The sequence below is a fragment of the Devosia sp. genome (genome assembly GCF_028290645.1).
GTDB lineage: Bacteria > Pseudomonadota > Alphaproteobacteria > Rhizobiales > Devosiaceae > Devosia_A.
This window is the reverse complement of record NZ_JAQGJL010000057.1, coordinates 1-5,439: the sequence shown is the minus strand read 5'-3', so window position 1 is coordinate 5,439 and position 5,439 is coordinate 1. Positions and strand designations below refer to the sequence as shown.

General features: G+C 66.0%; 7 protein-coding genes. 4 read left to right on the top strand and 3 right to left on the bottom strand.

Annotated elements, in window-relative coordinates; genetic code table 11:
* From JWQ89_RS03060 to JWQ89_RS03045, 4 genes are all read left to right on the top strand, one after another.
* Nucleotides 1–339: IclR family transcriptional regulator C-terminal domain-containing protein (locus JWQ89_RS03060; RefSeq protein ID WP_299638300.1), on the top strand; the 339-nt coding region annotated here is incomplete at its 5' end.
* 10 nt (nt 340–349) lie between these two features.
* The gene (locus JWQ89_RS03055) at nt 350–667 is read left to right on the top strand and encodes an L-rhamnose mutarotase (protein WP_299638298.1); all 318 of its coding nucleotides are present in this window, start codon (nt 350–352) and stop codon (nt 665–667) included.
* Nucleotides 668–684: 17 nt separating this feature from the next.
* The gene (locus JWQ89_RS03050) at nt 685–1,599 is read left to right on the top strand and encodes a dihydrodipicolinate synthase family protein (protein WP_299638296.1); all 915 of its coding nucleotides are present in this window, start codon (nt 685–687) and stop codon (nt 1,597–1,599) included.
* Between the two features lies 1 nt (nt 1,600).
* A complete protein-coding gene (locus JWQ89_RS03045; RefSeq protein ID WP_299638294.1) occupies nt 1,601–2,632 on the top strand; it encodes an aldo/keto reductase in 1,032 nt (343 codons plus the stop codon).
* 4 nt (nt 2,633–2,636) lie between these two features.
* On the opposite strand, the gene cydX is transcribed toward JWQ89_RS03045, so the two are convergent.
* The 3 genes from cydX to JWQ89_RS03030 all read right to left on the bottom strand — a co-directional run.
* Nucleotides 2,637–2,771, bottom strand: a complete 135-nt coding sequence (gene cydX, locus JWQ89_RS03040) for a cytochrome bd-I oxidase subunit CydX (RefSeq protein ID WP_299638292.1) — start codon at nt 2,769–2,771, stop codon at nt 2,637–2,639.
* Between the two features lie 10 nt (nt 2,772–2,781).
* Nucleotides 2,782–3,930, bottom strand: coding sequence for a cytochrome d ubiquinol oxidase subunit II (gene cydB / locus JWQ89_RS03035; RefSeq protein WP_299638290.1), 1,149 nt, complete (start codon nt 3,928–3,930; stop codon nt 2,782–2,784).
* Nucleotides 3,931–3,942: 12 nt separating this feature from the next.
* The coding region (locus JWQ89_RS03030; RefSeq protein WP_299638289.1) for a cytochrome ubiquinol oxidase subunit I at nt 3,943–5,439 on the bottom strand (1,497 nt) is incomplete at its 5' end.

Here is a 5,439-nt window from a genome sequence, read left to right as displayed (position 1 = left end):
GTGTTCGGGCTGCCGCTCAAGGCGCTGACGGAAAAGACCATCACCGATGCAGGCGTCTTGCGCGCCGAGATCGAGCGCATCCGCCAGCGCTTCTATTCGATCGACGACCAGGAAGTGGTGATGGGCGTCTATTGCGTCTCGGTGCCGATCCTCGATCGGACCGGCACCTCGGTCGGGGCCATCAGCGTCACCGGGCCGTCGGTGAAGAAGCCGGGGCCGGAGGTGCAGCCGGTGGTCGCCTTGCTCTGGGATGCCTGCGAGCATGTGAGCCGCCGGCTGGGATTTTCGGGCGAATGGCCGCCGGTCGCGGCGCCTGCCGCGGCCCGCATGACTGGTTGAGGATGAGACTATGGTTCGCATCGCCTGGATGATGAAGCTGAAGCCCGGCAACGAGGCGATCTACAAGCAGAAGCACGACGAGATCTGGCCCGAGATGCTGGAGGCGATGAGGCGCGACGGCGTCAGGACCTTCTCGATCTACCGCAACGGGCTCGATCTCTTCGCCTATATGGAGCGCGACAGCGAGCCCGATCCGGGGACTCCGATCAGCGACCTCACCTGGCGCTGGTGGGAGATGATGGCGCCCTACATGGACACCAATCCCGACTTCTCCCCGGTCCAGCGGCCGGTCGAAGAGATGTTCCATTTCGAACATCCGAACACCTGAACAAAGAAAGCGAGCCGATGAGTTCCCCCGTGATCGAGGGCGTGGTCCCTATTCTCGTGACGCCCTTCTTCGAGGACGGCCGGATCGATGAGGAGAGCCTTGCATCCCTCATCGACTTCAACATCGCCGCAGGCGTGCACGCGCTGGGCGTGGCGCTCGGCAGCGAGGTGTTCAAGTTCACCGAGACCGAGCGCCTGCAGATGATCCGCTGCGTGGTGAAATCGGTGAATGGCCGCGTGCCCGTGATCATCAATACCGGCGCCACCGGCACCGACCTCGGCGTCCACTACGCGCGGATGGCGGCCGATGCCGGCGCCGACGCGCTGATGGTGATGCCGCCGACCTTCTTCCCGGTCGGGGCCGACGAGATCCTCGACTACTACAAGGCGGTGTCGAAGGCGGTGGGCATCCCACTGATTCTGCAGGACATCCCGCAGGCGCCGATCTCGCCGGGGCTGGCGCTGAAGATCGCCGACCAGTGCGAGAACGTCGAATACATCAAGGTCGAGACCCTGCCGGTGACCCAGAAGGTTGCCGACATGGCGGCGGCGGTGAAGGGCCGGCTGACTATCTTCGGCGGCGCTGGTGGCGCCTATTTCATCGAAGAACTGCGCCGCGGGGCGCGCGGCACCATGCCGTTCTGCAGCCAGCCGAGGGAGTTCGTCGATGTCTGGGACCTGTTCAACAAGGGCGATATCGCCGGGGCGCGGAAGGTGTTCGACGCGTCGTTCGTCGGCATCAACCGGGTGAGCGGGCAGGGCGGTGACCTGTTCTACCATGTGCACAAGCAACTGCTGGTGCGCCGCGGGGTGATCCGCTCGGCCTTCGTCAGGAGCCCGACCGTCAGGATCGACCCGCTGACGCAACGCGAGATCGACGAGATGCTGGCCGGCATCGTCGCGACACCCGTGGCCTTCGCGGGCCGCAGCTGACATGGACCCTTTCAAGCTGCGCCGGCTCGGCCGGACGACGGTCGAGCTGCCGCAGCTGGGCTTCGGCGGCGCGGCGTTCGGCAACATCTTCGAGGTGATCGAGGATGCCCAGGCCGACACCACCATGGCGGCGGCGTGGGAGGCCGGGGTGCGGTTCTACGACACCTCGCCGTGGTACGGGCGGGGGCTCAGCGAGCACCGCATCGGCCGCGGGCTCTACTTGCGGCCACGCGACGAGGTGATCCTTTCGACCAAGGTGGGGCGGCTCTTCACCTCGCCGAAGGATGTCGCGGCGTTCGAGCGGAGCGAGCGGGCCTGGCCCAACGGGCTGAAGTTCGAACACCATCACGACTATACCCATGCCGGGGTGATGCGGAGCTACGAGGATTCGCTGCAGCGGCTCGGCATGAACCGCATCGACCTGCTGATCATCCACGATCTCGATCTCGTCAATCTCGGTTCGGAAGAACTGGTGGAACACCACCTGCGTGAACTGGTCGATGGCGGCGGGCTACGGGCGCTGCAGGAGCTGAAGGCGTCCGGACTGGTCGAGGCGATCGGCGCCGGGGTCAACCGGCTCGGCACCATCCCACGCTTCCTCGAGCGCATGGACCTCGATTTCTTTCTGGTGGCGTTGCCCTACACCCTCGCCGAGCAGCCGGTGCTGGACGAGGAGTTTCCGCTCTGCGAGGCGCGCGGCGTCGGGGTGATCATCGGCGGGGTTTTCGCCTCGGGGATCCTCGCCACCGGCCCGGTACCGGGCGCGCGCTACAACTATGAGATTGCCAATGCCGGGCAGCTCGAGAAGATCCGGCGCATGCAGGCGGTGTGCGCGCGGCACGGCGTACCGCTGGCGGCGGCGGCGTTGCAGTTCACTCTCCACCACCCCATCGTCGCTTCGGTGATTCCCGGCGCATTTCACCCCGACCATCCGCGGCGGAATGTGGAGAGCATGCGGGTCGAGGCACCGGACGCGCTCTGGGCCGAGCTGAAGCACGAAGGGTTGCTGCGCGCCGACGCACCGACTCCTTGAGCTGTCACGTGGCCGGACGGTTGTCCTCGGGTTTGGCCTCCGCGTTGGCCGCTTCGTCTCGGAACTCGTACCACATGGCGTTGAGGATGCCGAAGCTGCAGGCGAGGCCAAGGCCGAGGATCCAGGAAAAATACCACATCTGATGCTCCTCAATAGGCGTTGGGGTTCTTGCCGAGGCTGTCGGTGGTCACCGGGCCGCGCATCACCCGGTAGACGAAGCCGGTATAGATAAGGATCAGCGGCAGGAAGACCGCCGTCGCGCCCAGCATAACGAACAGCGTCAGCTGGCTCGACGAGGCGTCCCAGACCGTGAGGCTCGACCGCGGATCGATCGACGAGGGCATCAGGAACGGGAACAGCGTCAGACCGGCCGTGGCGATGATGCCGACGATGGCGGTGCTCGAGCCGAGTATCGAAACGAGCCGGGCGCGCGCCCCGAGCCCCCACCAGGCGACGAGGCTGCCGAACAGCGCCAGCACCGGAGCGATAGTCATCCACGGCATCAGCCCGTAATTGGTGCGCCAGGCGCCGGGCTCGCTGACCACAGTTTTGCCGAGCGGGTTCGACGGCCCGAGCGGATCCTGCACGCTCGTCACCCGGTAGCCGTTGAGCATGTAGAGGGCAACGAGGCCGCCGAGCGCGAACAGCACGATGGTCGTTAGCGCCGCCCACTGCCCGTAGCTGCGTGCGCGTTTGGCGATGTCGCCCCCGGTGCGCGCCGCGATGAGCGTGGCGCCCTGCGTCGCCAGCATGGCGAGGCTGACCAGCCCGGCGAGCAGCGCGAACGGCGCGAGGAGCCCGAAGAAATTGCCCCCGTAGGTGATGCGCAGCGTCTCGTCGAGCCGGAACGGCGCGCCGAGGAACAGGTTGCCTACCGCGATGCCGAACACCAGCGAGGGGACGAACCCGCCGATGAACAGCGCCCAGTCCCAGGTGGTGCGCCAGCGCGCATCGCTGACCTTGCCCCGATACTTGAAGCCCACGGGCCTCAGGATCAGCGCCAGAAGGATCGCGATCATGGCGACATAGAAGCCGGAAAAGCTCACCGCATAGAGCGGCGGCCAGGCGGCGAAGATGGAGCCGCCGCCGACCACCAGCCATACCTGGTTGCCCTCCCAGGTCGGGCCGACGAGGTTGAGCAGCACGCGGCGCTCGTCGTCGGTCCTGGCGACGAAGGGCAGCAGCATGCCGACGCCGAGGTCGCGGCCGCCGAGAACGGCGAAGCCGGTGAGGAGGACGCCCAGCAGCGCCCACCAGATGAGGCGCAGCGTTTCGAAGTCGAGGGGGATGGTGGTCATCTCTGCTGCTCCCTACTCGACGGCCACGGCGCTGACGGGTTCGATGAGCTCGATCTCCTGGTCGAAATCGAGCTTGTCGGAGGGGCCGGCCTTGATCGTGCGCACCATCAGCCAGACCATGACGATGAGCAGCACCGTGTAGAGGGTGACGAAGAAAGTCAGCGAGATCACGAGATCCCAGAAATTGAGCCCCGAGGCCGCGTAGAAGGTGGGCAGCACGCCTTCCACCACCCAGGGCTGCCGGCCATATTCGGCGATGAGCCAGCCGACCTCGACGGCGATCCAGGGCAAGGGCAGCGCCAGCACCGCAACCCGCAGCAGCCAGCGCTGGTTGTCGAGCCGGTGCACCGCCGATTTCCAGAACCACAGCGCGAAGAAGGCGATGAAGAAGAAGCCGATCCCCACCATGATGCGGAAGCTCCAGAACAGCGTCCAGACGTTGGGCACCGTGTCGAGCGCCGCCTCGGCGATCTCTGCCCCGGTGGCGTTTTCGATATCGGGCCGGTATTTCTTCAGCAGCAGCGCATAGCCCAGGTCGGCCTTGGTCTCGTCGAACTGCTGGCGCGCCGCCTGGTCGGTGCCGTCGGCCTTGATCGCCTGCAGCGCCGTATAGGCCTTGATCCCGTCGGTGATCTGCACCGCCGCCCGTTGCGTCAGCTCGGTGATGCCGGGCAGGTCGCGATCGAGCGAGCGCGTGGTGATCAGCCCCAGCAGCCAGGGCAGTTGCACCTCGTATTCGGGCCGCCCATCGGCGCCGGGAATGGCGAAGATGGTCAGCGCCGCCGGTGCCGGCTCGGTCTCGTACATCGCCTCTATCGCGGCGATCTTCATCTTCTGGTGCTCGGTCGCGACATAGCCCGACTCGTCGCCCAGCACCACCACCGACAGCGCCGAGGCGAGCCCGAAGCTCGCGGCCACCACCATCGAGCGCCTGGCCAGTTCGATATGCCGGCCCTGCAGCAGGAAGAGCGCGCTGATGGCGAGGACGAACACCGCGCCGGTGACATAGCCGGCCGACACGGTGTGGACGAACTTCGCCTGCGCCACCGGATTGAAGATCACCGCGGTGAAATCGGTGACTTCCATGCGCATGGTATCGGGGTTGAACGCCGCGCCCACCGGGTTCTGCATCCAGCCATTGGCGATGAGGATCCACAGCGCCGAAAAGTTCGCCCCGAACGCCACCAGCCAGGTGACGGCAAGGTGGCCCACCGGCCGCAGCCGGTCCCAGCCGAAGAAGAACAGCCCGACAAACGTGGCCTCGAGGAAGAACGCCATCAGCCCTTCGAGGGCGAGGGGCGCGCCGAACACGTCGCCGACATACTGGCTGTAGTAGCTCCAGTTCATCCCGAACTGGAATTCCATGACGATGCCGGTGGCGACGCCCATGGCGAAGTTGATGCCGAACAATGTGCCCCAGTATAACGTCATGCGCCGCCAGATCTCGCGGCCGGTCATCACATAGACGCTTTCCATGATGGCCATCAGGAAAGACAGCCCCAGCGTCAG

Bases quoted from the DNA above. Each gene is read 5' to 3' on its own strand.
- JWQ89_RS03055 (WP_299638298.1), top strand. From the start codon at position 350: ATGGTTCGCATCGCCTGGATGATGAAGCTGAAGCCCGGCAACGAGGCG.
- JWQ89_RS03050 (WP_299638296.1), top strand. From the start codon at position 685: ATGAGTTCCCCCGTGATCGAGGGCGTGGTCCCTATTCTCGTGACGCCC.
- JWQ89_RS03045 (WP_299638294.1), top strand. From the start codon at position 1,601: ATGGACCCTTTCAAGCTGCGCCGGCTCGGCCGGACGACGGTCGAGCTG.
- cydX (WP_299638292.1), bottom strand. From the start codon at position 2,771: ATGTGGTATTTTTCCTGGATCCTCGGCCTTGGCCTCGCCTGCAGCTTC.
- cydB (WP_299638290.1), bottom strand. From the start codon at position 3,930: ATGACCACCATCCCCCTCGACTTCGAAACGCTGCGCCTCATCTGGTGG.